The sequence below is a fragment of the Nonomuraea sp. NPDC051298 genome (genome assembly GCF_055586305.1).
This window is the reverse complement of the sequence record NZ_JBVJIM010000015.1, coordinates 270,583-296,967: the sequence shown is the minus strand read 5'-3', so window position 1 is coordinate 296,967 and position 26,385 is coordinate 270,583. Positions and strand designations below refer to the sequence as shown.

At 73.1% G+C, this 26,385-nt stretch carries 19 protein-coding genes; 11 read left to right on the top strand and 8 right to left on the bottom strand.

Annotated elements, in window-relative coordinates:
- Window positions 1-148 precede the first annotated feature (148 nt).
- Complete coding sequence (locus ACZ6S0_RS35875; protein ID WP_465923774.1) at window positions 149-1,003, top strand: N-acetylmuramoyl-L-alanine amidase; 855 nt, start codon at window positions 149-151, stop codon at window positions 1,001-1,003.
- Here the strand turns inward: ACZ6S0_RS35875 and ACZ6S0_RS35870 are convergent.
- Entirely contained in the window at window positions 984-1,640 is a 657-nt protein-coding gene (locus ACZ6S0_RS35870; protein WP_465923773.1) for a TetR/AcrR family transcriptional regulator, read from the bottom strand. The two genes, ACZ6S0_RS35875 and ACZ6S0_RS35870, sit on opposite strands and share 20 nt — an antisense overlap.
- 102 nt (window positions 1,641-1,742) lie before the next feature.
- On the opposite strand from ACZ6S0_RS35870, the gene ACZ6S0_RS35865 reads away from it, so the two are divergent.
- Window positions 1,743-2,843: a serine hydrolase domain-containing protein gene (locus tag ACZ6S0_RS35865; RefSeq protein ID WP_465923772.1), complete on the top strand. Its 1,101-nt coding sequence runs from the start codon at window positions 1,743-1,745 to the stop codon at window positions 2,841-2,843.
- A 37-nt stretch (window positions 2,844-2,880) separates the two neighbouring features.
- On the opposite strand, the gene ACZ6S0_RS35860 is transcribed toward ACZ6S0_RS35865, so the two are convergent.
- The 3 genes from ACZ6S0_RS35860 to ACZ6S0_RS35850 all read right to left on the bottom strand — a co-directional run bounded on the left by ACZ6S0_RS35860 (window position 2,881) and on the right by ACZ6S0_RS35850 (window position 7,686).
- Window positions 2,881-3,066, bottom strand: a complete 186-nt coding sequence (locus ACZ6S0_RS35860) for a hypothetical protein (RefSeq protein WP_344888882.1) — start codon at window positions 3,064-3,066, stop codon at window positions 2,881-2,883.
- Between the two features lie 196 nt (window positions 3,067-3,262).
- The gene (locus ACZ6S0_RS35855) at window positions 3,263-4,435 is read right to left on the bottom strand and encodes an FAD-dependent monooxygenase (RefSeq protein WP_465923771.1); all 1,173 of its coding nucleotides are present in this window, start codon (window positions 4,433-4,435) and stop codon (window positions 3,263-3,265) included.
- 38 nt (window positions 4,436-4,473) lie between these two features.
- Window positions 4,474-7,686: an AfsR/SARP family transcriptional regulator gene (locus ACZ6S0_RS35850; protein WP_465923770.1), complete on the bottom strand. Its 3,213-nt coding sequence runs from the start codon at window positions 7,684-7,686 to the stop codon at window positions 4,474-4,476.
- A 291-nt stretch (window positions 7,687-7,977) separates the two neighbouring features.
- Here ACZ6S0_RS35850 and ACZ6S0_RS35845 point away from each other — a divergent pair, with 291 nt between their 5' ends.
- Window positions 7,978-11,388 carry a M20/M25/M40 family metallo-hydrolase gene (locus tag ACZ6S0_RS35845; RefSeq protein ID WP_465923769.1) on the top strand — a complete coding sequence of 1,137 codons (3,411 nt, stop codon included), beginning with the start codon at window positions 7,978-7,980 and terminating at the stop codon, window positions 11,386-11,388.
- A gap of 85 nt (window positions 11,389-11,473) precedes the next feature.
- On the opposite strand, the gene ACZ6S0_RS35840 is transcribed toward ACZ6S0_RS35845, so the two are convergent.
- Window positions 11,474-14,377: a helix-turn-helix transcriptional regulator gene (locus tag ACZ6S0_RS35840; protein WP_465923768.1), complete on the bottom strand. Its 2,904-nt coding sequence runs from the start codon at window positions 14,375-14,377 to the stop codon at window positions 11,474-11,476.
- Between the two features lie 248 nt (window positions 14,378-14,625).
- On the opposite strand from ACZ6S0_RS35840, the gene ACZ6S0_RS35835 reads away from it, so the two are divergent.
- Window positions 14,626-15,204, top strand: coding sequence for a TetR family transcriptional regulator (locus ACZ6S0_RS35835; RefSeq protein WP_465923767.1), 579 nt, complete (start codon window positions 14,626-14,628; stop codon window positions 15,202-15,204).
- Window positions 15,205-15,366: 162 nt separating this feature from the next.
- Here the strand turns inward: ACZ6S0_RS35835 and ACZ6S0_RS35830 are convergent, their stop codons facing one another.
- From ACZ6S0_RS35830 to ACZ6S0_RS35820, 3 genes are all read right to left on the bottom strand, one after another.
- Window positions 15,367-16,116: a sulfite exporter TauE/SafE family protein gene (locus ACZ6S0_RS35830; RefSeq protein WP_465923766.1), complete on the bottom strand. Its 750-nt coding sequence runs from the start codon at window positions 16,114-16,116 to the stop codon at window positions 15,367-15,369.
- A 72-nt stretch (window positions 16,117-16,188) separates the two neighbouring features.
- The gene (locus ACZ6S0_RS35825; protein ID WP_465923765.1) at window positions 16,189-16,812 is read right to left on the bottom strand and encodes a hypothetical protein; all 624 of its coding nucleotides are present in this window, start codon (window positions 16,810-16,812) and stop codon (window positions 16,189-16,191) included.
- Window positions 16,812-17,360, bottom strand: coding sequence for an RNA polymerase sigma factor (locus ACZ6S0_RS35820; protein WP_465923764.1), 549 nt, complete (start codon window positions 17,358-17,360; stop codon window positions 16,812-16,814). The genes ACZ6S0_RS35825 and ACZ6S0_RS35820 overlap by 1 nt, the downstream gene beginning before the upstream one ends.
- Before the next feature lie 215 nt (window positions 17,361-17,575).
- Here ACZ6S0_RS35820 and ACZ6S0_RS35815 point away from each other — a divergent pair, with 215 nt between their 5' ends.
- From ACZ6S0_RS35815 to ACZ6S0_RS35785, 7 genes are all read left to right on the top strand, one after another.
- On the top strand, window positions 17,576-18,772 hold the full coding sequence (locus tag ACZ6S0_RS35815; RefSeq protein WP_465923763.1) for a cytochrome P450: 1,197 nt from the start codon (window positions 17,576-17,578) through the stop codon (window positions 18,770-18,772).
- A gap of 144 nt (window positions 18,773-18,916) precedes the next feature.
- Complete coding sequence (locus ACZ6S0_RS35810) at window positions 18,917-22,474, top strand: ATP-binding protein (RefSeq protein ID WP_465923762.1); 3,558 nt, start codon at window positions 18,917-18,919, stop codon at window positions 22,472-22,474.
- A gap of 131 nt (window positions 22,475-22,605) precedes the next feature.
- Window positions 22,606-22,830, top strand: a complete 225-nt coding sequence (locus ACZ6S0_RS35805) for a hypothetical protein (RefSeq protein ID WP_465923761.1) — start codon at window positions 22,606-22,608, stop codon at window positions 22,828-22,830.
- A 151-nt stretch (window positions 22,831-22,981) separates the two neighbouring features.
- A complete protein-coding gene (locus tag ACZ6S0_RS35800) occupies window positions 22,982-23,404 on the top strand; it encodes a hypothetical protein (RefSeq protein ID WP_465923760.1) in 423 nt (140 codons plus the stop codon).
- An 87-nt stretch (window positions 23,405-23,491) separates the two neighbouring features.
- Entirely contained in the window at window positions 23,492-23,923 is a 432-nt protein-coding gene (locus tag ACZ6S0_RS35795) for a hypothetical protein (RefSeq protein ID WP_465923759.1), read from the top strand.
- A 773-nt stretch (window positions 23,924-24,696) separates the two neighbouring features.
- Window positions 24,697-24,846, top strand: coding sequence for a hypothetical protein (locus ACZ6S0_RS35790; RefSeq protein ID WP_344887773.1), 150 nt, complete (start codon window positions 24,697-24,699; stop codon window positions 24,844-24,846).
- Complete coding sequence (locus tag ACZ6S0_RS35785) at window positions 24,843-25,991, top strand: methyltransferase domain-containing protein (RefSeq protein WP_465923758.1); 1,149 nt, start codon at window positions 24,843-24,845, stop codon at window positions 25,989-25,991. The genes ACZ6S0_RS35790 and ACZ6S0_RS35785 overlap by 4 nt, the downstream gene beginning before the upstream one ends.
- The last annotated feature ends 394 nt before the right edge of the window (window positions 25,992-26,385 follow it).

Here is a 26,385-nt window from a genome sequence, read left to right as displayed (position 1 = left end):
GACAGGACCTTAGACAAGCCCCATCCTCCCAGCTCAGAAGCACTTTTCTCATGTAACTGGTCTACTCGCGGGAAATTCGCCGCGAAAGCCCGAGGTTAGGGGATGCATGTCTTGGGAATCCCGCGCCGCGCCCGGTACGGTCGATGCCATGGGCGCCTACCGCACCGGAGTCGCGGCACTGGTCGCACTGGCCGTGGCGACCGTGCTCGCCGCAGGCTGCGGCGGCGACGCGCTGCCCACCGCCCGGGACACGGCGCGGGAGGCGGCCGGGGGACCGGCACGGGAGACGGTCCCTGAGACGGCGCCGCCCGCCTCGCCGACGCCCGCGCGGTCCGCCGCGGCGAGCCCGCTGGCGGGGAAGACCGTGGTGATCGACCCTGGCCACAACGGCGGCAACGCCTCCCACCCCAAGGAGATCAACCGCCAGGTCGACGTCATCACCGGCCGCAAGCCGTGCAACACCACCGGCACCGAGACCGACGCCGGCTACCCGGAGCACGCCTTCGCCTGGGACGTCGCCGGCCGCCTCAAGCAGCTCCTCGAAGGACTGGGCGCCAGGGTCGTGCTCACCCGGCCCAGCGACACGGGCGTGGGCCCCTGCGTCACCGAGCGCGCCGCCATCGGCAACGAGGCCGGGGCCGACGCGGTGCTCTCGATCCACGGCGACGGCGCCGCGCCGGGCGGGCACGGCTTCCACGTGATCATGCCGGGGCTGCTGCCCGGCCACAACGACGACGTGGTCGAGCCCGCGCGCCGGCTGGGCCGCGACATCCGCGACGCCTTCCGCGCCGGCACGGGCCTGCCGTACGCCACCTACATCGCGCGCGACGGCTTGGAGACCCGTACCGACCTGGGCGGGCTCAACCTGTCGAAGCGCCCGGCGGTCTTCGTCGAGTGCGGCAACATGCGCAATCGGGGCGACGCCGCCAAGATGTCCGCCCCCGCCTTCCGGCAGCGGATGGCCGCCGCGCTGGCCGACGGGCTCAGGCGGTTCCTGGGGTAGCCGCCTCCGGCGCGGCGTACGCGCGCAGGAACACCGTCACCGCGGCCTGCGAGAGGTGTTCGAGGTCGTCCTCCGTGTAGTGCCGGGCGCCGCCGCCCCAGAACATGACCTTGTTCACCGGGACCCACAGCAGCAGGCCCACGAAGTGCTCGGCGGCCAGGAGCGGGTCGTCCGTGTGCAGGAGCCCGCGCTCGGCCAATCGGCGGAAGGCGGTGGCCATGGTCGCCAGCGAACGTTCGAAGCCCTGCTCGTACCAGGTGCGACCGAGGTCGGGGAAGCGGTCGGCCTCCGCGATCACCAGCCTGCGCAGGCGGAGCAGGTCGGGCGCCATGAGCTGGTCGAGGAAGCGGCGGGCCAGCGCGCCGAGGTCTTCGCGCAGGTTCTCGCTGTCGTCGAGGGCCACCGTGATCATCTTGGTCAGCTCCTCCACCTGGCCGGTGGTGTCCAGGATGATGCTGGTGAAGAGCTGCTCCTTGTCGGTGAAGTGCTTGTAGACGGTCTGCTTCGACACGGCCGCCAGCGCGGCGACCTCGTCCATGCTGGTGCCGACGTAGCCGTTGCGCAGGAAGACCGGGCGGGCCGCCTCCATGATCTGCCTGCGCTTGCGTGCCGTGCGGGTGTCCTCTTCCGCTGCCATGACCGCCCTTTCCTCGTCCGACCGAACACAGTACTAGACAGTTCCGTACCGACGTGAGTACTGTACCGTCTAGTTCCAGTGGCTTACAGGGGTGGACACGTCATGAGTGATCTTCAGCAGCGGGTGCAGGAAGCGGCGGACGGACTGGTCGAGTCCGGCGAGGAGCGTGGGCTCCAAGTGGCCGTCTATCGGGACGGGGTCCAGATCGTGGACGTGGTCGCCGGTGTCGCCGACCCGGAGACCGGCCGCCCCGTAACCCCCGACACGCCCTTCTACAACTTCTCCATCGGCAAGGGCGCCACCGCGACCGTCGCGCACGTGCTCGCCGAGCGGGGCCTGTTCGACTATGACACGCCGGTGGCCGAGCTGTGGCCGGAGTTCGCGCGGCACGGCAAGCAGGGCGTCACCGTACGGCACGTGCTGTCGCACACGGCGGGCGTGCCCGGCGTGCCGCTCGACACCACGCCGGAGGACGTCTGCGACTGGGGCACGATGGTCGCCGCGCTGGAGGAGGCCGAGCTGTGGTGGGAGCCCGGCACCAAGGTCGGCTACCACGCCTACACGTTCGGGTTCCTGGTCGGGGAGATCGTCCGGCGGGTCACCGGAAAGCCCATCTCGCAGGTGCTGCGGGAGGACGTGGCAGGGCCGCTGGGCGTGGCGGACGAGCTGTACTTCGGGATGCCGGAGAAGGAGCACCACCGGCTGGCCCGGCTGGAGGACGCCCCCGTGGACATGTCGGCGTTCGGGGAGATGCCCGCGGACCTGCCGATGTTCAAGGCCGGGCCGATGACGCTGATGCCGACCGCGGAGCTGGGCAACCGGCCCGACTACCTGTCGGCCGACATCCCGGCGGGCGGCAAGACCTCGGCCAGGGCCATCGCGCGCATGTACGCGGCGCTGCTCGGCGAGGTGGACGGGACGCGGCTGATCCCCGCCGAGCGGTTGCGCGCGGCCACCGCCATGGCGTCGAGCGGCATCGACGAGATCTTCGGGATGCCGTCGGCGTGGGGGCTCGGATACGGCATCGGCGGGCCGGCCTCGACGGCGGAGCAGAGCCCGACGGTGTTCGGCGTGCCCGGCGCGGGCGGCAGCGCGGCCTGGGCCGACACGGCCACGGGCACCGCGTTCGCCCTCACCAAGAACCGCCTCACCGGCGACTTCGCCGCGGCCGCACTGATCGGCGACCTCGTGACCCGCTCCTGATCCGGCACCGGCAGGAGGCTCGCCCCTCGGAGGCGCGTCAGCCGTCGCGGCACAGCGGCTTGCCGCCGACCACGCAGGCGATGCCCTCGAGCTGGCAGCTCAGCAGGGTGCCGTCCATGCCGAGCACGAGCACCAGGTCGCGCCGGTACGGATGGGCCAGCATGACCCGGCCGACGACGCCGTTGTCCAAGACCACGGTGGGGCGGCCTGCCGCGTACTCCATGCCCACGTGTCTCCTCTCAAGGTCCGGAACGAGGCCCGCGCCGGACCCGTCACCACCAGGATGCACAGGCTCGTGCCCGAAGCGCATCGGTCATCCGGAGGTAATTACGGTCGGCTCCGGGAACGGGCCCCCGGCGGCGGCCGCCCTGACCGCCACTCCGGCACCACCGTCCCCCTGTTTCCCCTGCGTCCCGGCCTCAGTACGACCTGAGTTCGATGTCCGTGGCGAACTTGTCGGCCATCTTCATCATCAGGCCGAGCAGGAAACGGTACTTGAACATCCAGTTGCGCATGCGCAGCCGGGCGGGGGAGCCGGGGGCGAGGAAGGGGCCGGCGTTGCCGTTCTTGGCGATCCTGGCGTAGGGGCGGATCTGGCGCTCGTACTCGGCGAAGGCCACCCGGTGCTCGCCGCCGGCCGCGGCCAGCTCGCCCGCCAGCACGTACGCGCCCACGACGGCCAGGCCGGTGCCGAAGCCGCCCAGCGTGTTGCCGTACGCCGAGTCGCCCAGCAGCACCACCCGGCCGGAGCTGTAGCGGTCGATCCCGACCTGGCTGATCGAGTCGAGGTAGACGTCTTGTGAGCGGCTCACCGCCGACATGACGGCCGGGGTCTGCCAGCCCATGCCGGCGTACACGCGGGCCAGGATGTCCCGCTGGCGCGCGGTGTCGTAGCGGTCGTGGTCGAGTCGCTCGGAGGCGAAGACGAAGAACGCCGGCGCCTTCGGCCCGCCGACCGCCACCATCCTGCCCGGCTCGTTGTAGATCCTCGGGATCGGCCCGAAGTCACCCTCGACGTCCACCAGGGCGTAGTAGTGGCCGAGGAACCTGACGAACTCGGACTCGGGGCCGAAGGCCAGGCGGCGCACGTTGGAGTGGATCCCGTCCGCCCCGACGACCAGGTCGAACGTGCGCGGCGCGGAGCGTTCGAAGGTGACGTGCACGCCGGCCGGGGTCTCGGTGAGCGAGGTGATCGAGTCGCCGAAGACGTACGCGCAGGCGGGGGCCGTGCGCTCGTGGAGCAGCTTGGCCAGGTCGCCCCGGGTGATCTCCAGGTCGCCGCCGGTGAACTCGCCGGGCATGAGCGCGAGCAGGCGGCCGTCGGCGTCCACGATCTCCTGGTCGGTGCCGCCGGTGCGCAGGCGGCGTACGTCGTCCAGGATGCCCATGCGGCTCAGCACGGTCTGGTGGGTCGCGCCCTTGAAGTCGACGGCCTGGCCGCCGGGGCGTACCGCAGGGGCCCGCTCGACGACGGTGACGGTGAAGCCGTACCGGATGAGCCAGTGGGCCAGGGCGGGGCCCGCGATGCCGGCGCCGGAGATGAGGACGTTGGAGTTGCGCGGGGCGCCGGTGCCGCTGTGGTGGTTTCGCATGTGCCGCAGCTTCGTGAGCCGCGCTGACAGGGCGGCGACTATCGGCTGACAGCCGCCCGCAGGACTGTCAGCGCCGCGGCCCGGCTCGTCGCCGCCCCCTCGGCGTACGCCGCCGCGAACCCCTCCGCGCCGAGCACCCGGGTGGCCGCGGCGGCGGTCGCGGCCACGTCGCGATCACCGGCCACGGCCGTGCCCCGCACCGCCACCGCCACACCGAGCAGCAACGCCGCCCGCCTCCGATCGGCCCCAGCACCCAACAGACCCGCCAGGCCCTCTGCCGCGTCCGCGTGGTCGGTGGCCAGAGGGGAGTCCAGGGCGGCGGTCACGGCCGTCGTGTGCAGGCGCGCGGCCCGTTCGGTGTCCCCTTCGGCCTGGGCCAGCCGCCCCAGCGCCGTGTACACGTGCGACAGGGTGCCGGCGGCGGTGAACGCACCCGACTCGTCGGTCTCGGCGCCCGACAGGGCCAGGTCGAGCCGCCGCCGGGCCTCGGCGAGATCGCCCTCGTGCCGGGCGATCTCGCCGAGCTGGAGCTGCACCCATGCCATCAGCACCGGCCGGCCCAGCCGCCGTTCCAGCTCGGTCACCCGTTCGCAGTCGGCGCGGGCGGCGGCGGCGTTCCCGGCCCGCCAGTGCGCGGCGCCCCGCCGGGACAGCACGTCGGCCAGCTCGTCGAGCGCGCCCAGCTCTTCGAGCAGCCCGAGCGCCTCCGACCAGCGGCCCATGGCGCGTGCCCAGTCGCCGCGCCAGCTCGCGGCCAGGGCCAGCCAGTCGAGGGCCTGGGCCCGGCCCCAGCGTTCGCCGAGCGCGTCGAAGTCCGCCAGCACCCGCTCCAGCTCGGGTTCCGCCTCGGTGGCCGTTCCGGTGAGCAACGTCATCAGGGCGAGGCTGAGGCGTTCGAGAGCCCGGCTCCACGGATCGGAGCCGAGCATGCGCCGCTCCCGCTCGGTCGGCTCGCCGCCCTCCGGCGGGCCCGCGACCATGCCCCAGAGCGCCACCCCGAACCGGTAGCGCAACGGCCGGTCGAGCGATCCGACGATCTCCCGTGCCCGCCGCCAGTGCGGCGAGTCCGGCTCGGGCACGGCGTGCAGGACGGTCATCACGTACTCCTCGTCCAGCCCGAAACCCAGCCCGAGACCCAGCCCGAAACCCAGCTCGGAGCCCAGCCCGGTCGGCGGCTCGGGGCCGGTCGCGTCGAGCAGGCGCCGGGCGTGCCGGGTGGCCTGGCCCCGCCGTCCGGTCAGCCACCAGTACATGCCGAGCGCCGCCACCAGCCGCGCGGCCGTCGGCCTGTCGTGCTCGACGCTCCAGCGCAGGGCGGCCTGGAGGTTGGCGTTGTCGGCGGACAGGCGGGCCAGCCAGGTGAGCTGCTCGTCGCGGTAGAGGTGGTCGTGGGCCTGACCCGCGAAGTCGAGCGACCAGTCGGCGTGGGCGCGGCGCAGGCGTTCCTCCTCGCCCGCCTCCGCCAGCCGTTCCAGGCAGAACAGGCGGATGGTGTCGAGCATCTGGTATCGCTCGCCGTCGGTCTCGACCAGCGACTTGTCGACCAGGTCGGCCAGCGCCTCGGCCGGTGCCGGATCCGATGCTCCCGCCGCGCCCGTGCCGCAGACGCGTTCGACCGCCTCCAGGGTCGCGCCCCCCGCGAACACCGCGAACCGCCTGGCCAGCGCCTGCTCCTCGGCCCCGAGCAGGCTCCAGCTCCACTCCACCACCGCGTGCAGCGTCTGGTGGCGGGCCGCGGCCGTCCGGTCGCCGCGCGAGAGCAGCCGGAACCGGCCGTGCTCGGCCAACCGGTCGGCGATCTCCGCCACGCCGAACGTCCGCACCCGGGCCGCCGCCAGCTCGATGGCCAGCGGCAGCCCGTCGAGCGCGGCGCAGATCCGCAGGACCGCGTCCAGGTTGCCGGGGGTGAGCACGAACTCCTGCCGTACGGCCCTGGCCCGGTCGGCGAACAGCCGGATCGCCGGGTAGGCGAGCGCGTCGTGCGGCGCCTCCCTGGCGTCGGGCGGCGGGAGGGGCAGCGGAGCCAGCGGGACGAGGTGCTCGCCCGTGAGGCCCAGCGGTTCGCGGCTGGTGGCCAGGACGGTGAGGCCGGGGCAGCGGGCGAGCAGGCGGCGGGTGAGCGTGGCGGCCTCCGCGATGACGTGCTCGCAGTTGTCCAGCACGAGGACGAGACTCCGGTCGGCCAGCGCGGCGACGAGGCGGTCGGCCGGGTCGGGGCCACCGGAGGCGGGCGGCCTGAGCGCGGGCTCGCGCAGCCCGAGCGCGCCCAGCACGGCCTGCGCCACCTGCCCGGGTGCGCCGTCGACGAGCGTCAGGTCCACGAACCCGACCGTCCGGCCGGTGTCACCCGAGCCCGCGCGCGGGCCGGTGGACTCGACGGCGAGCCTGGTCTTGCCCGTGCCGCCCGGCCCGACGATCGTGACCAGGCGGGCCGGGCGCAACGCGGTCAGCCGGGCCAGCTCCTCCTCGCGTCCCACGAAGCTCGTGAGCTGTGCGGGCGGCTCGGCCCACGCGGTACGTCCGCGCTCACCGCGCAGGATCTCCAGGTGCAGCGCGGCCAGCTCGGGCGACGGGTCGGCCCCCAGCTCGCAGGCCAGCAGCCGCCGGCCCTCCTCGTAGACCGCCAGCGCCTCGGCCTGCCGCCCCGCCGCGTGCAGCGCCCGCATGAGCAGCCCGCGCGCCCGTTCGCGCAGCGGATGCCCGGCCACCAGCTCCCGCAGCCCGGCCACCGGCCCGGCGCCTGGCAGGGACAGCTCGGCCTCGTACAGGTCCTCGGTGGCCGCCAGCCGCAGCTCCTCCAGCCGTACCGCCTGCGTCAGGGCGAACGGCGCGTCGGCCACGTCCGCGAACGCGGGCCCCCGCCACAGTGCCAGCCCCTCCCGCAGCAGGGCGGTCGCCGCCGCGTAGCGGCCGGTGGCGAGCAGCCCCCGGCCCTCGCGGGACAACGTCTCGAACCGGTGCGCGTCGACGCTCTCCCGCTCGACCGCCAGCCGGTATCCGGCCCCGTGGAACTCGATCAGGTCGCCCGGGAGATTCCGCCGCAGCCGGGACACCTGCGCCTGGACCGCGTTGGCCGCGCCCGCCGGGGGACGGTCGCCGTACTGGCCGTCGATGAGGCGTTCGAGGCTGACCGTCCGGCCCGCGTCGAGCAGCAGCATGGCCAGCAGTGCGCGCGGACGGGGACCGCCCACGGCGACCGGGTCGCCGGCCGTCGAGCGCACCACGAGCGGGCCGAGGACACCGAACTGCACGCCCCCGATTGTCCCCCACCCCGCCCGTACGCGACCGCCGGCCCCCTGCGAGCAGGCGAAACGGAATTATCGGTATGCCCTACCGATGCACATACGTATTTTCCGGCCGGGGGCGAGCGCCTAGCGTCTGGCGGCAACAAGGCGAAACGGTCCGCTCGCTTTCCTGCCACCCCCCATCACCCCCCAATCCCCGACCAGTCGCGAATCCAGGCGATCCCGGGTTACGCGCCGGCCGTCCCGCGCTCACAAGCGCCCTGCGGCCCGGGGACCCCAGAAAGGAGCAACACTGCCGTGAAACGCAAAGCCTTACTCGCCACGGTCGTGGGCATGGCCACGGCCGCGACGATGGTGTTACCCGCGACCCCCGCGAACGCCGCCGGTCCTCCCGGGGCCGCCAGGTCCCAGGAGAGCCGGACGGCCGCCGACCCCGCCTCGCTCGCGGCGGCGGTCGCGGACAAGGCCGTCTCCAGCCAGCTCGACGAGCTGACCCGAGGCCCTGACGAGGCCTACAGCCGGGTCTCGGTGACGCCGGGCGCGAGCGACATGTTCTACGTCGCGTACGAGCGCACGTACAAGGGCCTGCCGGTGGTCGGCGGCGACGCCGTCGTGGTCACCGACGCGGCGGGCCACGTCAGGGACACGGTCGCGGCGACCGGGCCGAGCCCGCGGGGCGTCCCGACCAAGGCCACGATCGGCGCCGACCGGGCCACCGAGGTCGCCAGGACCAGGCTGGAGCGGGTGGACGACACCGCGGCGCCCCGCCTGGTCGTGCTGGCCTGGGGCGACCAGCCCCGGCTGGCGTGGGAGGCCGTGGTCAGCGGCATCGCCGCGGGCAAGCCGAGCGTCCAGCACGTGTTCGTGGACGCGCGCACCGGCAAGGTGGCCGACTCCTACGACCTCGTACGCGCCGGCACCGGCAACGGCTACTACTACGGCCAGGTCACCATCGGCACGAGCGGCTCCGGCAGCTCGTACTCGATGACCGACGGCACCAGGCCCGGCATCCAGTGCGGCGGCCAGGGCGGCACCGCCTACACCGGCACGGACGACGCGTGGGGCAACGGCCAGGGCACGAACCTGGAGACCGCCTGCGTGGACGCCCTCTACGGCGTGCAGCGCGAGTGGGACATGCTGCGCGACTGGCTCGGCCGCAACGGCATCAACGGCAGCGGCCGCGGCTTCCCCGCCAGGGTCGGGCTGAACGACGTCAACGCGTACTGGAACGGCAGCTACACCAACTTCGGCCACAACCAGGCCAACACGCAGCAGGCGACCCCGATCGACGTCGTGGCCCACGAGTACGGGCACGCGATCTTCCAGACCACCCCGGGCGGCGCCGGCTCCGGCAACGAGAACGGCGGCATCAACGAGAGCACCGGCGACATCTTCGGCGCGCTCACCGAGCACTACGCCAACCACCCCAGTGACCCGCCGGACTACCTGGTGGGCGAGGAGGTCGACCTGGTCGGGCAGGGCCCGATCCGCAACATGTACAACCCGGGCGCGCTCGGCGACCCGAACTGCTACTCCTCCTCGATCCCCAGCACCGAGGTGCACGCGGCGGCCGGCCCGCTGAACCACTGGTTCTACCTGCTGGCCGAGGGCAACAACCCGGGCGGCGGCAAGCCGTCCAGCCCGATCTGCTCCGGCGGCCCGTCGTCGGTCACCGGCATCGGCATCCAGAACGCCGGCAAGATCTTCATGGGCGCCCTCTCCCGCAAGACCTCCACCTGGCGGTACACGAACGTCCGCGCGGCCTCCGTCTCGGCCGTCATCGAGCTGTTCGGCGCCAACAGCGCGGAGTGCAACACCACCAAGGCCGCCTGGAGCGCGGTCAGCGTGGCGGCGGCCTCGGGCGAGCCGGCGTGCGGCACGCCGGGCAACGACTTCTCGCTCTCGCTCAACCCGTCGTCGGGCAACGCGTCGCCGGGGCAGCAACTGACGGTCACGGTCAACACGCAGACGACCTCGGGCAGCGCCCAGACCGTCAACCTGTCGGCGTCGGGGCTGCCGAGCGGCACCACGGCGAGCTTCAACCCGTCGTCGGTGACCTCGGGCAACTCCTCGACGCTGACGTTGTCGGTCGGCTCGGGCACGGCGCAGGGGCCGTACCAGGTGACCGTCACGGGCGCGGGGGCGACCACGCACACCGCCACCTACGGCCTCACCGTCGGGCAGGGGCCGGGCGGCGGCGACCCGCCGGACGTCAGCCTGGCCAACATCAAGACGCACCTGTCGCAGTTCCAGTCGATCGCCACCAGCAACGGCAACAACCGCAGGTCCACCACCAACGGCTACCTGCAGTCGGTCTCGTACGTGGAGCAGAAGCTGCGCGCGGCCGGCTACAACGTCGTCAGGCAGAGCTGCACCACCACCTACTGCACCAGCGGCGCGGGCCCGAACCTGATCGCCGACTGGCCGGGCGGCGACGAGAACCAGGTCATCATGTCGGGCGCCCACCTCGACGGCGTCGCCGCCGGACCGGGCATCAACGACAACGGCTCGGGCTCGGCGAACCTGCTGGAGGTCGCGCTGACCCTGGCACAGACGAACCCGACGCTGGCCAAGCACGTGAGGTTTGCCTGGTGGACCGACGAGGAGCAGGGGCTGAACGGCTCGGAGTACTACGTCGCCTCGCTCAGCGCCGCCGACCGCCAGCGGATCAAGGTCTACTACAACTACGACATGACCGGCTCCACCAACGGCGGCTACTTCATCAACAACATCAACACGACCGGGGCCGCGTTCCTCAAGGAGTTCTACGACCGGCTGAGCCTCCAGCCCGAGGAGAACGTCGAGGGCGCCAACCGTTCCGACGACGCCTCCTTCCGCAACGCCGGCATCGCCAGCTCGGGCGTCGCGGCGGGTGCCAGCGCCACGAAGACGGCGGCGCAGGCGGCCAAGTGGGGCGGCCAGTCCGGGCGCGCGTACGACTCCTGCTACCACTCCGCCTGCGACACCAGCAGCAACATCAACGACACGATCCTGGACCGGGCGGCGGACGCGGCGATGTACGCGGTCTGGAAGCAGGCGGTCGGCGGCACCCCGCCCACGCGTGACTTCTCGGTCTCGGCGAACCCGGGCTCTGGCACCGTGCAGGCGGGCTCGTCGGCCACGTCCACGATCGGCACCAGCACCACGGCGGGCACCGCCCAGACCGTGAACCTGTCGGCCTCCGGGCTCCCGACGGGCGCGACGGCCACGTTCAACCCGGCCTCGGTGACCTCCGGCGGGTCGGCCACGCTGACGATCGCGACCGCTCCGACGACGCCGTCGGGCAGCTACACCGTCACCGTGACCGGCACGGGTGAGACGGCCACGCGGACGACGACGTACGGGCTGACCGTCCAGGGCACCTCGGGCGGCAGGACGTTCACCAACGACACCGACTATCCGATCTACGACTTCAGCAACACCCAGAGTTCGATCACCTCCACCGCGACGGGCACCGCGACCTCCCCGGTCAAGCTGTCCATCACGATCAACCACACGTGCGCGGAGGACCTCGACATCTGGGTACGCGGTCCCAACGGCACCTGGTACGTGGTGGACCGCTACGGCGGCACCACCTGCACCCCGTACGGCACCAGGACGTTCTCCGTCCCGGTGAGCCAGCAGGCGGCCGGCACCTGGGTGCTCGACATCGAGGACGTCTACTCCGGCGACACCGGCGTCCTCAGCTCCTGGAGCATCACGGTCTGACCCCGTCTCCGCCCTCCTCCCCGCTACCGCCGTAGGGGAGGAGGGCGCGGCGGACCCCTGGGCGGCGGGTCCGCGCGAGACGGGGTCAGCCGCCCGAAGTCTCGGGGGTGACGGGCCCCGGCCGGTCCTGCGGCCGGGGCTCCTTCACCTCCGCCCGCGTGCGCACGCCGAGCTTCTGCAGCACGCGGGCCACGTGCGTGTCCACCGTCCGCTGGGACAGGAACAGCACCTCGGCGATCTCCCTGTTCGTCCGCCCGAGCGCCACCAGCCTGGCCACCTCGCTCTCCCGTGGGGACAGCACCCCACCGGTCGCCTTCCGCCCCCGGCGCGGCGCGGCGGACCTGCTCCGGTCGGGGCCGATCTCGCGCAGCAGCCGCCGGCAGCGGGCCGCGTCGTGGGTGGCGCCGAGCGCCGCGTACCGTTCGAGCGCCTCGGCGATCAGATCGGCGGCCCGGTCCCGGTCGCCGAGCGCGATCCGCGTGCCCGCCTCCGACTCGGCCGCCCGCGCCGCCCCGTACGGGCGCGGCATCGCCCGGTAGGCGGCCCCCGCCCGCGCGTAGCACCGCGCCGCCTCGTCGGGCGCGCCCGCGTCCCAGGCCAGCGCGCCCCGCGCGAGATCGAGCCCGGCGTGCGCGGACGGCGCGGTCCTGCCCTCGATGCCCGCCGCGAACTCGGCCACCAGCCCCGCCGCCTCCTCCGGCCGCCCGGCCCTCAGCAGCGCGGCGACGGCGGCCGGCACGAGCTGGTCGCCCCACACCCACACGCCCTTGTGCCGCAGCCGGGTCACCGCCAGGTCGGCTGCGGCCAGCGCCGCCTCCAGCGCGCCCCTGGTCAGGTGCAGCTCGACCAGCCCGCTGGAGCCGGCCAGGGCGACCGGCAGGAAGCCGGAGTCCAGGTCGCGGACGCCGGCCGCCTCCAGGTGCTCGCCGGCCTCGTCCCACTCGCCCCTGGCCAGGCCCAGCACGCCGAGCGCGAGCCGGGCCTCCACCGCCAGCAGCGGGGCCTCGTACGTCATCTCCACGGCCGCCGCCGCCCGCTCGCGCAGGCCGTCCCAGCGGCCGGTCAGCAGGTCGAGCCGGAGTGAGGACATCTGGACGAGGAACACCGGGTAGAGCGCGCCGGTCTCCTCGGCGATCCGCCTGGCCCGGTCGCCGAAGCGTTCGGCCGCGCGGTAGTGGCCGAGGGCGAGGGCGGCGTCGTACACGTTGGAGTAGCCGCGCGCCACCTGCCTGCGCACCGCCGCGGACGGGTCGTTGGCCGGCAGCGTCTCGGCCAGCTCGAACGCCTCCTGCGAGCCGACCAGCATGGCGATGCTGACCTTGTTGGCCAGCACGGCGGCGGTCAGCTCGGGGTCGCGGCCCTCGGCCACCAGCTTCTCCGCCCGCGCCATCCACTCCTCGTGCATGGCCAGCGGCTCGCCGCCCCACGACGGCATCGCCAGCAGGGCCAGCCCGCGGGCGGCCAGGCACGGGTTGTCGGCCAGGTCGGGCAGCGCGGCCAGGATCTCCCTGCGGCCCGCGGTGATCGCCCCGGCCTGGTTGGACAGCAGCACGCCCAGGTTGAGCCGGGCCTCGCCGCGGGCCCGCCGGGACAGGAGGTCGTCGGCGAGCAGGTGACGCAGGATGCGTACGACGCGGCGGTGCGACAGGCCGATCGCGGCGATCCGGCTGAGCCGCAGCGCCAGCGGGCCCCTGGCCTCCTGCGACAGTTTCTGGTCGGCGAGCAGCCCTTCGAGCAGTTCGACGGCGAGCGGGATGTCGCCGATGGCGGCGGCGTGGTCGGCGGCGGCGCTCCCGTGGCGCTGCCAGGCCGCGACGTCGCCGGCGCGGCGGGCGTGGTGGGCGAGCTGGACGAGCGGCGGCGGGTCGAGCGCGGCCAGCGCGGACATGGCCCGCCGGTGGATGAGACGGCGGTCGGGGCCGGGGATGGCGTCGTAGACGGCTTGGCGGGCGAGGGCGTGGCGGAAGCCGTACTGGCCGTCCTGCTGTTCCAGCAGCACCCCGGCCTGCAGCGCCTGGCTCAGCCCCGGCTCGGCGGGGTCGCCGCCGGAGACGGCGTTGATCAGCGGTTCGTCGGCCGGCAGGCCCAGGACGGCGGCGGCGTGCACGGCGCGCAGCGCGGCCGGTGACAGCCCGGTGAGCCGCTCGGCCATGGCCTCGCCCAGCAGCACCGGCACGGGCATGCGGTCGAGCGCGCCCGGCTCGGGCAGCCGTCCGTCGCCGTCGAGCAGCGACCGTACGACCTCCTCGATCACGAACGGCACCCCGGCGGTGCGTTCGTGCAGCTTGGCGGCGAAGGCGGGGGTCGGCGCGGAGTGGCCGAGCAGCGCCCCCGCCAGGCTGCGCACCCCCTCGACGTCGAGCGGCGTCAGCGAGATCACCTCGCTGCGCACCCCCGGCACCCGCCGGTACGCGTGCCCGAACGGCAGCCCCGGCACCGGCAGCTCCTCCCTGCGGAACGTGACCACCAGCGCCAGCCCCTCCGGCGGCTGGTCGGTCAGGAACCGCAGCAGGTCACGGGTGCCGTCGTCGGCCCAGTGCAGGTCCTCGACCACGAGCACGACCGGCCCGGCCGCGCCCAGCAGCGCGTGCACCGCGCGGAACAGGCGGTGCCGCTCGGCGCGGGGGTCGTCCAGCGGCGACGGGGAGGGGGCCGGCGGCAGGTGTCCCGCCAGCTCGGGCAGGTAGCCGCGCAGCGCCCCGGTGACGGGGCTGAGCCGGTCGCGGCCGGGCAGGGCCACCCCGGCGTGCCGCAGCGCGTCGAACACCGGCCCGTACGGGAAGGGCTCGCGGATCTGCTGGCAGTGGCCGTGCAGCACGGTTCGCGTGCCGTCGGGGAGCAGGCCGGTCGCCGCCCTGACGAGGCTGGTCTTGCCGATGCCCGCCTCACCCTGCACCTGGATGACGGCGGGCGGGCCGCTGACGGCGGCGACGAGTAATCGCAACTGGGGCTCGCGCCCGACCAGCGAAGGAGAAGCCAGGCTTGCCATCGGGGTCTCCGTAACAGTGCAGGTTTACTCCGTCCCACCTCGCGAGTTTGCTGGCTTCTCCCTCATTCGTCCATCGTCTCTTTCCCTCCGGGGAGGGTCTCCCGGCGACGCCCCCGTAGCACGGTCCATGATCGACATAGGGCAGAATGATCTTGTGCGAGCCCTGACCGCAGCCGGGGCTCGCACGCCTCTCCACGTGCCGTTGCTCACGGAGCGCACGTCAGCCCTGACGGTAGGCTGGCCGCATCATGGAGACGACCATGGGGTTGCGCGAGCGCAAGAAGGCCGAGACGCGCCAGGCCGTCCACGAGGCGGCGCTGCGGCTCGTGATCGAGCACGGGTTCGACGCCGTCACCGTCGAGGCGATCGCCGACGCGGCGAACATCTCGCGGCGCACGTTCTCCAACTACTTCTCCGGCAAGGAGGACGCGCTGCTCTACGGGGAGGAGCAGCGCATCAGGGCCCTGGTCGACTGGGTAAGGGAGCAGCCGCCCGAGATGCCGGCCTGGCAGGCGCTGCGGGGCTCGGCCGACCGCCTCAACCGGGAGATGGGAGAGCCGGAGCGCGAGTCGGCGACGCGGGCCCGGCTGGCCAGGCGGCACCCGTCGCTGCTGGCCAGGCAGCTCGCCAACCATGCGGCGCTGGAGCGCGACCTCGCCGACGCGATCGACGGGCGACCGGCCTCGGCGCCGCCCAGGGTGCTCGCAGCGGCCTTCCTGGTGGCGATGCGGCTGGCCGCGCAGGTGTGGACGGAGGAGCGGGAGGCCCGTACGCTGCGCGAGGTCGCGGCCGAGATCCTCGACCAGATGGCCCGCCCGTTCGCCTGACGCCCGGTCCTCCAGGGCCTGGCGGGGCTGGCCGTCGCCCTGGTGCCGCTCGGCGTCACCGTGCTGCGCGACGGCCCCGCGCCCCGGTGGTGGGTGCTGGGGCTGGGGGTGGCGTTCGTGCCGGTCGCGTTTCTCCTGGGGTTGGTGGGCTGACCGGGCGGGTCACTCGGTCAGCAGCTTGGCGATGGCCACGACCCCGATGCACACGATCACCCCGCGCAGCACCGGGGCCGGCAGCCTGCGGCCCATCCGCGCGCCCACGAACCCGCCCGCCATCGAGCCCAGCGCTACCAGCAGCACCGCGAGCCAGTCGACGTGGGCGACGAGCGCGTACAGGACGGCGGCCGCGGCGTTGACCAGCACGACGAGGACGTTCTTGGCGGCGTTGATCCGTTGCAGGTCCTCGTCGAGCAGGACGCCCATCAGGCCGATGAGCAGGATGCCCTGGCCCGCGCCGAAGTAGCCGCCGTACGCGCCGGCCGCCAGCGCGCCCAGCCACAGCCATGGGCCGCCGTGCGCGTGCCGGGGCCGGTCGGCCAGCAGGCGGCTCAGCCGGGGCTGGATCATGACCAGGGCGCACGACAGCGCGATGAGCACGGTGACGACCGCCGTGAACGTCCGCTCGGGCAGGCTGAGCAGCAGCACGGCACCGGCCAGCGAACCCGCCAGCGAGGCGGGGGCCAGCCGGAGCAGCCGGGCGCGCTGCCCGCTCAGCTCGGCCCGGTAGCCCATGACACCGGTCAGCCCGCCGGGGACGAGGCCGATGTTGTTGGAGACGTTCGCCGTGATCGGCGGCAGGCCGACGGCGAGTAGCGTGGGGAAGGTGATGAGCGATCCGGAGCCGACGACGGTGTTGATCGCTCCGCCCGCGACGCCGGCCGCGAGCACCGCGACCATCTCCCAGGGTGTCATGCTCCGCGACTCTAGGGCATGTCTTAGCTGGTAAGACCAATCGTACCGCTATGTGAGATCAATCACGGCGGGTCAGCTCCCGGCCGGGGGCTGGCCCTCGGGGCCGCCGAGGTCGTCCCAGGTCGGGTCCTCGACCGGGACGCAGGGCTGGACCGGCCCGTCCATCACCAGCGCACGGAGCTGCCACAACGCCCGTGGCTTCTCCGGGCCGGAGGTCTGGTCCGCGTTCTCGGTGACCTCCATCATCACCGTGAGGCCGTCTTTGAGGTATTTGGGGGAGATTTCGACGCCCGCCCCGCGCGGCCGGGCGGCCTTGTACGAGAGGGACTCCTCGTAGTTCCCCTCGGTCATGGATTCGGGGTCCCCGGCGATCCGCCCCCTCGTGCCCTCGCACGTCATACCCGGCCGGAGGTAGGTGACGTCGGCCGTGACACCCAGCTTCGCGAGGTCTCCTTCCAGCTTGTCGGCGTCCCTGAACTCGTTGATCTCCACCCGGATCGTGCCGTCCGCGTTCTCGCTCACCGCGTACGCGGGCTGCTCGGAGCCGGTCAGCAGCGGCAGCGCGACGGCCGCGGCCCCCGCGAGCGCGGCCACGGCCACTCCGGTGAACAGGCGGCGGCGTACCAGGCGGGCGCGCTCGGCACGTGCGGCGATCTCGGTCTTGAGGTCCATCAGCAACTGCTCCTCGAAGGTCATCAGGTCGTTCCTTCCAGGACGAAGGGCAGGTTCCGGAGGGTCTTCCGCGCGCGGTGGAGCCGTACCATGGCGGTTCCCGATCGGATGCCGAGCGCCGCCGCCGCCTCGGTGACGGTGAGCTGTTCGAGCACGACCAGTTCCAGCACGGCGCGCTCCCCGTCCGGCAGGTCGGCCATGGCCTCGAACGCCAGCCTGGCGGGCCGCTCCGCGTCGATGCGCTCCTCCAGCCTGGCCACGTCGTCACCCGCCAGCGGACGCCGCCCGCTCACCCGATGCGTGAGCTGCGACTCCTTCAGCGCCCGCCGCCGCTCGGCCGACAGCGTGTTGCGTGCCACGCCGTACAGCCAGGCGATCTCGCTGCCCTTGCCCGGCCGGTAGGTGTGGGCCGAGTCGAGCACCGCGAGGAAGACGTCGGCCACCAGGTCGGCGACCGTGTGCGGGTCGTCGATCCGGCGGGCCAGGAACCGGGTGACCGCTTCGATGTGCCGCCGGTAGAAGGCTTCGAACGCCACGGGGTCCGTGGCGAGTGCCGCCCGTTTCAACCGCACCGGCCATGCTCCCTTCGTCGATCTACACCCCTTCTTGGTAAGAAGCCGCCGAAGGCTTACAAAGCGGGACGGAGGTCCATGTCTTACGCCGCCCTGACCCGGCAACCCTGCTCCGCGGCGTACGGGAGCACAACGATTGAAGACCGCAACTAGTGGACCGTCCCCGGCGATCAGTACGGTTGATCACAAAAATCCAGGATCATCCAGGGGATTGCATGAGCGAGACCTCGACGATGCCGCTGCACATGCGGCGGGTGGAGTTCGATCCCGCGCCGGAGCTGGCGGCCGCGCGGGACGATGAGCGGGTCAAACGGGTCGCGACGGCGTTCGGAGACGACGCCTGGCTCGTGACGCGCCACGCCGACGTGCGGGAGGTGCTCGGCGACGCCGAGCGATTCAAGGTCGCCCCGCAGACCATGGGGCGGCTGCCCGGAGCGCCGCCGATGACGGAGGAGCAGCTCGCCAAAGTACGCGCGGGCAACCTGCTCGGCGTCGACCCGCCCGAGCACACGCGGCTGCGCAGGATGCTGACCCCCGAGTTCACCATCCGCAGGATGCGGCGGCTGGAACCGCGGATCGAGCGCATCGTGGCCGACCACCTCGACGCCATGGAGGCCGCAGGGGCGCCCGCCGATCTGGTGCCGTCGTTCGCGCTGCCGATCCCGTCGCTGGTGATCTGCGAGCTGCTGGGGGTGCCGTACGAGGACCGGGAGGGGTTCCAGCGGCGTACGAACCGGATGCTCGACATGACCGTGCCGGGCGAGGAGCGGATGAGGCTCCAGTTCGAGCAACGGGCGTACATGGAAGGGTTGGTCGCCCGCGTCCAGGCGGACCCGGGCGAGGAGCTGCTCGGCATGCTCGTCCGCGAGCACGGCGACGACCTGTCCACCGACGAGCTGGTGGGGATCGGCGGGCTGCTGCTGTTCGCCGGGCACGAGACCACCTCCAACATGCTCGCCCTGGGCACGCTGGCGCTGCTGCGCAACCCCGAGCAGCTCGACCTGCTCAGGCGGGAGCCGGAGCGCATCGAGGCGGCGGTGGAGGAGCTGCTGCGCTTCCTCAGCATCGTCAACTCGGGCACCACCAAGGTGGCGACTGTGGACACAGAGGTCGGCGGTCAGCAGATCAAGGCCGGGGAGCTGGTGCTCTGCGCCCTGCCCGCCGCCAACCGCGACCCGTCGCTCATGCCGGACGCCGACACGCTCGACCTCACCCGGGGCGCGCCTGGCCACCTCGCGTTCGGGCACGGCGTGCACCACTGCCTGGGGGCGCCGCTGGCCCGCATGGAGCTGCGCATCGCCTTCCCCGCGCTGCTGGCCCGCTTCCCCGGCCTGCGGCTCACCGACACCGCCGCGCGGTTCCGCACGTCCAGCATCGTGTACGGGCTGTCCTCCCTGGAGGTCGCCTGGTAGGGCCCGGCACCGGGAGCCTGGCGTCGTGACCCTGGCGGGGCTCGGCGCCGGGCTCCCGTCGCGTACGGCGCTGGGCGGCGTCCGGCGCTGGGCGGTGCCCGGCAGTGGGAAATTGTCGGAGCGCGCGGATAACGTGCAAGGGTCATGCCTATCGACGTCGCGGCCCACGAGCTGATCGGCAGGGAGCACCCCGCCGCGCTGCTGCGTGCCGAGATCGGCCGGGTCGTCGGCAGCCACGGCGGGCTGGTGCTGGTCACCGGCGAGGCTGGCATCGGCAAGACCACGCTCGTCACCAGCGCCGCACGTGAGGCCAGGAGCCGCGGCGCGCTGGTGGTGGGCGGCGCGTGCTGGGACTCCGGCAGCGCCCCGGGCTACTGGCCGTGGGTGCAGGTCATCAGGGCGCTGCGGCGCGCGGCCGAGCCCGCGGAGTGGGCCGCCGCCGAGGCGGCCGCTGGCGGCCGTCTGACCGCCCTGCTCGGCGAGGCCCCAGGCGCGAGCCGCCGCATCGAGGGCGAGCCGCCCGCCCAGGGCCAGGCACTCGACGGTTTCCAGCTCTTCGACGCCGTCACCTCCGCCCTGGTCGCGCTGGCCCAGCGCCACCCGGTGGTGATCGTGATCGACGACCTCCACGTGGCCGACCCGGCCTCGCTGCGGCTGCTGGAGTTCGCGGCGCAACAGACCTGGTTCGAACGGCTGCTGCTGATCGGCGCCTACCGCGACGCCGAGGTCGAGCCGGTCGACCACCCGCTGCGCGACCTGCTGTCGCCGCTCGTGGCCAAGGCCACCACGATCACGCTCACCGGGCTCGACCAGGCGGGCGTCGGCGCGCTGATGGCCCGCACCGCCGGTCACGAGCCGCCGCCCGACCTGGTAGCCGAGGTCCACCTGCGTACGGGCGGCAATCCGTTCTTCGTCGAGCAGACCGCCAGGCTGTGGCGCAGCGGCGGTTCGGCCAGCGCCATCGCGCCCGGCGTGCGCGACGCGTTGCTGCGCCGCCTGTCGCTGCTGCCGAGGCCGGTGTCCGAGCTGTTGCCGGCCGCGGCGGTGCTGGGCAGGGAGTTCCACCGCCAGGTGCTCGCCGCCGCCATCGCGGCCCCGGTCGCGCACGTCGATCGGCTGCTCGAGCTGGCGGTGGTGGCCAAGCTCGTGGTGACCAAGGGCGGCGGGGTGTTCGCGTTCGCTCATGACCTGGTGCGCGAGACCCTCTACGACTCCCTCGACGACCCGCGCGCCCGGCACGCCGCGGTGGTCGCCGCCCTTGAGGGCTCGCCCGGCCTGGCGGGCAAGCTGCCGCCCAGCGACCTGGCCAGGCACGCCTACCTCGCGGGCGACCGGTTGAGCCCCGACCGCGCGATCGACCTCCTGCTCGACGCCGCCCGCGAGGCCAAGGGCCGGCTGGCGGGGGAGGAGCAGATCGTGCACCTGCGCAGGGCGTACGAGCTGAGCGCGGCCGTGGCCCCGCGCAGGCGCGGCATGGTCGCGCTCGAGCTGGGCAGAGAGCTGCACCACCTCGACGAGCGCGACGAGGCCGCCCGCGTCTTCGCCGAGGCCGCCGCCATCGCCCGCGACGTCGACGACCCCGAGCTGCCCGCCAGGGTCGCGCTCGTCTTCCACAGCCACTACGGCAGAGACAAGGCCCTGTCCCAGCTCAGAGACGCCCACCACAGGCTGGTCGGCGGCGCGGCGCCCGACGAGCGGCTCGCGGTCGAGCTGGTCGTCCACCTGATCAACCTGGCCAGGGGGCGGGGCGACGACGACGGGCTGGCGTTCGGGCTGTGGGCCCACCACGACATCATCTGGGGGCCGGGCACGGCCGACGAGCGGGTGGCGCTGACGGGCGAGCTGATCCACGTGGCGCGGCGCACCGCCGACGCCGATCTCGAACACTTCGCCACCGCCCTGCGCTGGGTGGCCATGATCGAACGGGGCGACCCCCGCTACCTCGACGAGTTCCACACCTACGCCGCCAGGGCGCGCGGCGGCGGCCGGCCCCACCTCGCGATGACCGCAGACGTCGACGCGAGCATCATCGCGGGCCTCACCGGCCGGTTCGACGAGGCCGAGTCCCTGATCCGCGCCGTCCGGCCCGACCATCACCACGACCACTTCCTGTACATGATCGCGCATCACCGCTGGGCGATGATGGCGCTGCGGGGCCGCGTCGAGGAGCAGGAGCGGCTGCTGCGCGAGCTGAGGGGCACGAGCCACCCGTGCGTGCCGCTGCTGGAGTCCCTGACCGCCCTGCACGCCGGCGACCTCGACACCGCGCTGCGCCGATTCGACGACCAGGAGCCCGACGACCGCATGATCCAGCCGATCTGGGTGCGCCTGCAGGCGGAGCTGGCCGCCGCCACCCAGGACCCCGAGCTGTGCGCCAGGGCCCGGTCCCTGCTGGCGCCGCATCGGGGGCAGTGGGCGGTGGCGCTGTTCGGCTGGGAGATCGGCGGTCCTTACGACCTCTGGCTGGGCCTGGTCGACGCGGCCGAGGAGCGCTGGGCGGAGGCGGTGGAAGAGCTGACCGCGGCCTACCGGGCGTCCGACGCGATGGGGGCCCGGCCATGGTCCGTCCTGGCCCGTGCCCACCTGGCCGAGACCCTGCTCTCCAGCGGCGCCGCCACGGAGGCCCAGGGCCTGCTCGAAGGGGTGCGCCGGGAGGCGGAGGAGCTGGGGATGGAGTGGGTACGGCCGCAGCCGGGGTCGCTGTGGCGAGACGTCCACCCCGGCGACGTGTCCCTCACGGGCCCGGCGGCGCGGGGCACCCTGGCACTACTGGGCAACGACTGGCCCACCACCGCCTCCGCGCCCTCGGCCACCGCCTCCGCGTCCCCAACCACCGCCTCCGCGTCCCCGACCACTGCCTTCGCGCCCTCGACCACTGCCTTCGCGTCCCCGACCACTGCCTTCGCGTCCCCGACCGGCGGTGAAGGGCCCGCGCCGGAGCCCGCCCCGGCCGAGGGCAACGCGGTGCCCCCTTCGCCGGACGGCTCGGCGGCCCAGGCCCTGGGCGCGGGCGGACCGATGGCCCGGGCCCCGCTCGATGGAGAGCCGACGTCTTCGGCCTTGACCGATGAGGGGCTGGCGTCCTCGGCCCTGACCGATGAAGGGCCGGTGTCCCCGGTCCCGGTCGGCGGCGGGTCCGCGTCCGCGTCCCCGGGCTCGGGCGAGTTCCGGCGGGAGGGCGCCGTCTGGTCGCTGGCGTTCGCGGGCAGGGTGGCTCACGTGCCCGACGCCAAGGGCCTGCGCGACCTGCACACCCTGCTGAGCCGCCCGGGCGACGACGTACCCGCGGTCGTGCTGCTCGACCCCGCGGGCGGTGAGGTCGTCCTCGCGGCCCGCCGGATGGGCGGCGACGACGTGCTCGACGAGGAGGCCAAGACCAGCTACCGCCGCCACCTCGCCCGGCTCGACGAGGAGATCGACCGGGCCGCCGAGCTGGGCGACGACCGGCGGGCGGCAGAGCTGGACGAGGAGCGGGCCGCCCTGCTGGCAGAGCTGCGGGCGGCGGCGGGGCTCGGCGGTCGCGCCCGGCGGCTCGGCGACGAGACCGAACGCGCCAGGAAGACCGTCACGGCCCGCATCCGCGACACCCTGCGCAAGCTCGATCACGCCCACCCCGAGTTGGCCACCCACCTGCGCGCCGCCATCTCGACCGGCACCACCTGCCGCTACCAGCCCCAGCACCGGATCGCCTGGCGGCTGTAGGGCGTCACCGCCCACGCGGAGGGGCGGCTCGACGGTGGACCGCTCGGGCGCGGGGTAGGCCGGACTCGCGCGGCCTGCTCGCACTGCGGACAGCGACTGGCCGACCCGGGCGGGCGACGCCCGGCTTCGAGGTGCTGTGGCCGCCGGACCTGACCGTGCTGCTCTTCCGGCTGCTCGACACGGACGAACAGAACAGGCGTGTCCTGGGAAACGATCAAATCCGCCCGGCGGGTCCTCCTGAGCGGCACCCCATCGACGGGAGGTTCTTCCTGCGCCTGTGCGTGCTCGGCTTCCGTACCCATGCGGACCGCGTCGAGGAGTCGTTGGGCATCATCCGAACCGCGGCCTCCGGCTGAGCGGAGCCTCCACCGGGTACCGGCCCACACTGCCGCCGAACTGGCCCCTCCGCCCAGGGTGTTTCGGCACTTCAGGGCGGTTTCAGCGGACTTTCAGCACATGCCGTGATCGTGACTCGGAGCAGTTACCCAGATTCACGAGAGAAGAAACATGCGTATTCGTAAACCGTCGGCCGCCGTAGTCGGTGTCGCGATGCTCGCGACCTGGCTCATCTCCGCGACCGCTACTCCGGCGAGCGCGGCGGGTCCCTGCGGGGCCGGCTACAACCGGGTCGGTGTCTACAACATTCCGAAGACCGGGACGAAGAAGGGCACGCTGGAGGTCTACTACAACTCCGGTTCGGGGAAGAACTGCGCGCTCGCCTACGGCTACGGGAGCGCCAACGGCACCAAGACGTACAAGGCGGTGGGCATCTCCCGCGTCGGCGGCGGATCCGGCTGGGACGACTACGAAGCCGGCGACTTTGTGTACTACGCGGGCCCGGTGTACGTCGCGGCGAAGGGCGCGTGCATCGACCTCGTGGGCGCGGTCGGCACCGCCGTGCGGTATGCGACGAACGTTCACTGCGGCTGAGTACCCGCCGTTTCGCGAGATCAGGAACCCGTTCGCGCCGCGTGAGCGGTGGGCCGCGAAGGCGCGGATGGTCGAGGAAGGAAAAACATGCGAATCCGTGGCAAGCTCGCCGCCGTGGCGAGCGTGGCGATGGCTGCCGCCTGGCTGGTGGCGACCGCGGCTCCGGCCAGTGCGGCCGGTCCGTGTGGCGCCGGTTACAACCTGGTGGGCACGTACGACATCACGTTGGACGGCGCGAAGTACGGCAGCCTTGAGGTCCGGTGGAACTCCAGGGCCGGGAAGAACTGCGCGGTGGCCTTCGGCACCGGATCGAACTACGGCCGCAACGCCTACAAGTCGGTGTGGATCAAGACGTCCAGCGCGGGCTCCTGGGCCGACGGCGAATCCGGGAGTTACAAGTACTACGCGGGTCCCGTTTATGTGGGCGCCCGCAACACGTGCATCACCGTTCAGGGGTCCGTCAGGGGCGGGAACGGAAAGTTCGGCTTCGTGAAGAAGGAGCGGGTCCACTGCGGCTGACCCCCGCGCCCGGTCCCGGGCCCGGCGGTCAGCGACCCCCGCGGCCAGGTCCCGGCGGTCGCTGACCGCCGGGCCGGACCAGCCTCGCGCACGCGGCGGCGATCTCGTCGTCGCGTGCGCGTCGTCCAGCGATGACGAGATCGGCCCGCGCGTCCGTGCGTGTCGTCCGGCGAGGGAGAGGTCGGCCCGTGCGCCCGTGCGTGTCGTCCGGTGAGGGAGAGGTCGGCCCGCTCGCGGTGGCCGCCGTCAGAGGGAGACGGCCTGGCCGGTGAGGCGGGCCTGTTCGGCGGCCCATGCCACGCGGTGCGTCATCAGCGTCCGACCGCAGCAGGTCGGCGTCGCCCGAGGCCACGGCGGCGAGGAAGGCGTCCGTGAGACCCTCGCCGCCCCGCCCCGCCCCGCCCTCGCTCTGGCCTCGCCCTCGCCCCCGTAGACCATCGGCCGCCGACGGGCCCTGTGCCTCGTCGGCGTCCGTCGCGATGCTGTCTTGTCATCTGCTCGGCGACGGCGTTGTGGTGTGGCGCTCACGCGCGTCGTACAGAGGGCCGCACTCTGCCCGGCCTTCTCCGGAGTTGGCGAGCGGTGAGAGCGGCGCTCCGAAGGTGTCGCACAGCGTGCCATGGCGTACTGAGCGGCGTTCCGCAGGCGACCACCTATGAGACGCCGCTCACGGCCGAGCCCGTGCACCCGACTTCGAAAACCGGCATTGCCCGCCGCGCACGGTAGCCGTACGGTCACGGTGAGATGTTGTCACAGGTTGAGGGGAGCCGAGCATGGGCGGGAAGCACAGCGGCGAGCAGAAGAAGGACAAGCCGTTCGAACCGCCGCCGCCGTCGAAGGACCGTCAAGGCGGTGGCCGGCACGGCGGCGGCAACGGCAATGCGGGCACCGGTAACCAGGGCGGCGAGGGCAGCGGGAAGTGACGGGCCCCGACGACCGGACAGAGGCGCTGATCCGTGAGGTCAGCGCCCTCTCTCCCGCCGGCGGCCGGGTGTACGACGCCTTCCGCGCCGTGCACCGTCACCTGTTCATCCCGCCGGTCGGGCTCGCCGACGCCAGCGACGACAGCAAACGGATCATCGACCGGGCCGCCGACCCCCAGGACTGGATGGCAGCCGTCTACACCGACACCGTCATCGTCACCCAGTTGGACGACGGCGCCACCCCTCTCCGGGAAGGGGCCGGGGAGTACACGTCGTCGGCTTCCGCGCCCAGCACCGTCGCCGACCTGCTGGAATGGCTGGCCATCGAGCCCGGCCACCGCGTACTGGAAGTCGGCACCGGAACCGGCTGGACCGCCGCCCTGCTGTCTCACCTGGTCGGCGCGGGCGGGGCGGTGACGTCGATCGAGGTGGACGCCTCGGTCGCCGAGCAGGCGGCCAAGAGCCTCGCCGCGGCCGGCGTCCACCCGCACCTGGTGGTGGGTGACGGCGCGGAAGGTTACCCCGAGCATGCTCCCTTCGACCGGGTGCACGTCACCTGCGGCATCCGTACGGTGCCGTACGGGTGGGTCGAGCAGGCCCGGCCGGGCGGGGTGATCGTGGCTCCGTACCGGCCCGGATTCGGCGTCGACCACGCCCTGCGGCTCGTCGTCAGGTCTGACGGTGTCGCGCACGGGCGCTTCCCCGGCTTCGCCTCGTACATGCTGATGCGCGCCCAGCGGAAACCGCGAACCAGAGCGGCGCGGCGGCCGGAGGACAGGCACTGGTCGAGTACGGACATCGACCCGCGGACGGTCGCGTACGCCCCTCCCGGGGCGGGCCTGGCGATCTCGGCGTTGACCGGGATCGCCTCCGTCCACGCCGACGACCGGGACGAAGACGGGGAACTGTTCCGGCTGTGGCTGTCCGACCCGGCTGACCCGTACTCGTGGGGGACGGTGCAGTGGCGGCCCGGCGAAACCGAGTTCGAGGTGTACCAGGTGGGCGGCCGTCCCCTGTGGGACGAGGTCGCCGACGCCTACTTCCGCTGGGTGGGGTGGGGCGAGCCCGGCCCCGACCGGTTCGGCATGACGGTCGGCCCGGACGGGCAACGTGTCTGGCTCGACGACCCCGCCCGCGCGATCTGACCCCGCGCGTACGGCCGCGCGGGATTCCGCCTCCCCGACAGCTTTTGATCCCGGTCGGGGGCATCTGCCCGGGGCGGCCGACCCCTGTCGGCCGCGGCATGATCGGGTCAGGTGAGGCGGCCTACCTTTTGCAGCGTCGGGATGATCGGCCGCCAACTCTCGTGCCTGGGATCTGCGGGTGCAGGCTTGGCGTCGAGAGTCACTATGTCGTATTTGCGAAAGGCGTTCGGGTCGTCGAGAGCGCGGAAGTTGATGGGATACAGTCGCACCCATTGGCTCTTCTCGGGATTCATTCGTAGTGCTGCGACGCACACCGTTTCGCCGTACGTCTGCGATGGGTTTGGCGCTGCTTTGACAACGATCAGTAGTTTAAGTCTTTCTGGGAGGTTTCCTC

Coding starts and splice junctions, on each gene's coding strand:
- ACZ6S0_RS35860 (WP_344888882.1), bottom strand. CDS start 3,066: ATGGAGTACGCGGCAGGCCGCCCCACCGTGGTCTTGGACAACGGCGTC.
- ACZ6S0_RS35795 (WP_465923759.1), top strand. CDS start 23,492: ATGCGAATCCGTGGCAAGCTCGCCGCCGTGGCGAGCGTGGCGATGGCT.
- ACZ6S0_RS35865 (WP_465923772.1), top strand. CDS start 1,743: ATGAGTGATCTTCAGCAGCGGGTGCAGGAAGCGGCGGACGGACTGGTC.
- ACZ6S0_RS35835 (WP_465923767.1), top strand. CDS start 14,626: ATGGAGACGACCATGGGGTTGCGCGAGCGCAAGAAGGCCGAGACGCGC.
- ACZ6S0_RS35790 (WP_344887773.1), top strand. CDS start 24,697: ATGGGCGGGAAGCACAGCGGCGAGCAGAAGAAGGACAAGCCGTTCGAA.
- ACZ6S0_RS35800 (WP_465923760.1), top strand. CDS start 22,982: ATGCGTATTCGTAAACCGTCGGCCGCCGTAGTCGGTGTCGCGATGCTC.
- ACZ6S0_RS35875 (WP_465923774.1), top strand. CDS start 149: ATGGGCGCCTACCGCACCGGAGTCGCGGCACTGGTCGCACTGGCCGTG.
- ACZ6S0_RS35855 (WP_465923771.1), bottom strand. CDS start 4,435: ATGCGAAACCACCACAGCGGCACCGGCGCCCCGCGCAACTCCAACGTC.
- ACZ6S0_RS35830 (WP_465923766.1), bottom strand. CDS start 16,116: ATGACACCCTGGGAGATGGTCGCGGTGCTCGCGGCCGGCGTCGCGGGC.
- ACZ6S0_RS35810 (WP_465923762.1), top strand. CDS start 18,917: ATGCCTATCGACGTCGCGGCCCACGAGCTGATCGGCAGGGAGCACCCC.
- ACZ6S0_RS35825 (WP_465923765.1), bottom strand. CDS start 16,812: ATGACCTTCGAGGAGCAGTTGCTGATGGACCTCAAGACCGAGATCGCC.
- ACZ6S0_RS35870 (WP_465923773.1), bottom strand. CDS start 1,640: ATGGCAGCGGAAGAGGACACCCGCACGGCACGCAAGCGCAGGCAGATC.
- ACZ6S0_RS35840 (WP_465923768.1), bottom strand. CDS start 14,377: ATGGCAAGCCTGGCTTCTCCTTCGCTGGTCGGGCGCGAGCCCCAGTTG.
- ACZ6S0_RS35815 (WP_465923763.1), top strand. CDS start 17,576: ATGAGCGAGACCTCGACGATGCCGCTGCACATGCGGCGGGTGGAGTTC.